This is a genomic window from Pseudomonadota bacterium, assembly GCA_026388315.1.
Lineage (GTDB): Bacteria > Desulfobacterota > Syntrophorhabdia > Syntrophorhabdales > Syntrophorhabdaceae > MWEV01.
The window spans coordinates 1-3,220 of the sequence record JAPLKA010000005.1; the positions used below are offsets into that span (position 1 = coordinate 1).

Consider the following 3,220-nt stretch of genomic DNA (forward strand, 5'->3'; position numbering starts at 1 on the left):
GCTATTATTTATTTCTTCCTCATTCTCACCTTTACATCAGACAGTAACATCATATTGCAGGCATTGATAAGAGTTGCTCTGTTTATTGCCATCGGGGGAATCATCACATTTTTATCGATACGGCGCAAACGGGCGGAGGAGGAACGGGAGAGGCTCATTCTGGAGCTCAGGGAAGCGCTTTCCAAAGTCAAAACTTTAAGTGGATTGCTCCCCATTTGTGCTTCCTGTAAAAAAATACGCAATGATAAAGGATACTGGGAACAGATGGAGATTTACATAAGAGACCATTCGGAAGCGGAATTTTCCCATGGTATCTGCCCGGAGTGTGCAGCAAAATTGTATCCTGAGTACTATAAAAAGAAATGAATAAATGTTTTTAGATACCAAATGCGCCATTGGCAGGTGGAACGGGAAGTCGGAAGTAATGATTCTTGAAATAGTGTATATTTCTAATGGCAATCATTAGCCCTTATATGTATAATCGAAGATAAGAATAAGCGTAAAGAACAATAGAAAAACCAACTTTCAGTCTGGTACAAGTATGAAGGGAACATCAATTTATTAGAAAGGAGTAGAATGGTCATAACCAAAAAAGCGAGTTTTCTCTGGGCGTGCTGTTTCTCCATAATCTTTTTATTCCTTTCCATATCACAAGTTCATGCAATCAATCTTTCAAGCGAGGAGAAGGAATACCTTCGCACAAAAGGCACAATCGTTTTTGTCAGCCAGACACGATACCCTCCCTTTGAGTTCACAGATGCAAACAGACAGCACGAAGGCATGATGCTCGACATTGCCCGCTGGATGGCCGTGGAAATGGGCTTCAAGCCGGTGTTCACAGATATGACATTTCAGCAGGCACAGGAAGCCGTTCTTTCAGGCAAGGCAGATATACTCACCAGCCTTTTCTACAGTGACAAGAGGAAAGAGAAATTCGAGTTTACCGGAACCATTTTTGACGTTCCCGTGTCGATTTTTGTCAGGACAGAACGAACGGATATCAAGGATCTCAACGATCTGAACGGCAAGACAATTGCCATACAGAAAGGGGACTATGCCAGGGATTTCCTGGAATCCAAAAAGATACGTTTCAATACACTGGACACGAAGGACTTTGCCGAAGCCACCGATATGGTCATAGCAGGCAAGGCAGATGCAGTCATAGGCGACGAACAGATCGTCTTTTACCACATTTTCAGCAACCGGCTGACAGCTTATATCAAGAAGGTGGGTGAACCGCTTTACATCGGCATGAATTGCATGGCGTCGAACAAGGATAACGCCATCCTCGCCCACATCCTGAACAAGGGAATCAATAAGGTCAGGAAGTCGGGTGTACTGGATAAAATCAGCACGAAATGGCTGGGAACAAAATTCAGCCATCAAGAATCGTTTTTGGAACGCTATCTCTGGCCGTTGTCTGCTGCTGCCGGAGGCATTCTGTTGTTATCACTGTGGGTGTGGGCCTGGAATGTAAGGCTGCGAACACTGGTCCGAAAGAAAACAGAGGTTATCGCTCGCCGCGAGGAGGCCCTGCGGGAGAGCGAAGCCAAATACCGCAATATCTTCGAGAATATCGTGGAAGGCATCTTCCAGACAACACCTGGAGGACGTTTTCTTACTGTCAATCCTGTACTGGCACGTATATTAGGGTATAGTTCACCGGAAGAATTGATTGAGACAATCACAGATATTAGCATGCAGATTTATGTGAATCCTGATGAGCGTAATGAGTTTCTCTGTATCATTCAAGAAAAAGGCTTAGTAACAAGCTTTGAACTACAACTGAGAAAAAAAGACTGGAGCACCTTCTGGGCATCTATCAATGACCGCTCTGTTTATGATGAGAACGGTCAACTACTCTACTATGAGGGCACGATAGAAGACATCACCTCCCGCAAGCAGATGGAGGAGGCCCTGCGGGAAGGCGAAGAGAAATACCGTGGTATCTTTCAAAATGCTGTCATGGGAATTTTCCGAACCACTCCAGATGGTCATTACTTGAGTATCAACCCTGCCGGAGCTAAGATGTACGGTTATAAGTCGGAAGAAGAGATGACACGGTTGGTCACAGACATGGGTCATCAGATATATGTTCACCCCGAAGACCGGAAACGGTTGAAAGAACTGATAGAAAACGATGGATTTATTGAAGGCTTCGAGGTAGAGCATTATACCAAAAACGGAAGCACAATATGGGTTTCCATGAATTCACGTGTTATCCGTGATAATTCGGGTACCATACTTTACTATGAAACCACTTCTCAGAACATCACCGAGCGCCTGTCTGCCGAACAAGCAGGCAAGCAGGCGCAGGAGGCCCTGCGGGAGAGCGAAGCCAAATACCGCTCCCTGTTTGAAGATGCCGTAGAAGGCATCTTCCAGACCACATCGGAGGGAAGATTCATCTCCGCAAATCCTGCCCTGGCAAAGCTCTTCAAATATGATTCCCCGCAGGAACTCATGGAGCAGATCACCGATATCGGCAGACAGCATTATGTGAATCTGGAAGACCGCGAAACATACAAAAACACCCTTGAAAGGAAGGGGGTTATCAAGGGATTTGAGACACAACTCATCAACAAAGACGGAAACACTGTATGGGCATCCTTAAACGCCCGGGCGGTGAGGGATGAAGAGGGTGTAACCATTCGCTATGAAGGAACCCTGGAGGACATAACCACCCGAAAGCGGGCGGAAGAGGAGCTGCGGGAAAGCGAATCCAAATTCCGGACCCTTTTCGAGTCTGCCAACGATGCTATTTTCTTGATGGATCAGGATATCTTTATTGACTGCAACTCAAAGACCTTGGAGATGTTTGGTTGTACCAGGGAACAGATCGTCAGGCAGCCTCCTTACCTGTTTTCCCCGGAAGTTCAGCCTGATGGAAGAAAATCCGCGGAGAAAGCACAGGAGAAGATCGATGCGGCGCTCAGAGGTCAGACACAGTCCTTTGAATGGAAGCACAGTCGTTACGATGGAACTCTATTTGATGCAGAGGTCAGCCTGAACGCCTTTAGCAATATAGGTAAATACTACCTTCAGGCTATTGTTCGTGACATTACCGAACGTAAGCAGACGGAGGAGGAAAAGCGTAAACTGGAGGCGCGGTTGCAGCATGCAGACAAGATGGAATCCATCGGGACACTGGCGGGCGGCATTGCGCATGACTTCAACAATCTGCTCATGGGGATTCAGGGCTACGCTTCCCTGTCGTTAA

The 3,220-nt window shown here is 46.4% G+C and carries 1 protein-coding gene and 1 pseudogene; both read left to right on the top strand.

The genetic code is table 11. The annotated features are described in order from the left end of the window. On the top strand, positions 1–366 hold a 366-nt coding region (locus NTX75_00255), incomplete at its 5' end, for a hypothetical protein (GenBank protein MCX5814662.1). A gap of 210 nt (positions 367–576) precedes the next feature. Continuing rightward, a pseudogene (locus NTX75_00260) lies at positions 577–3,030 on the top strand (PAS domain S-box protein). Positions 3,031–3,220: the final 190 nt, after the last annotated feature.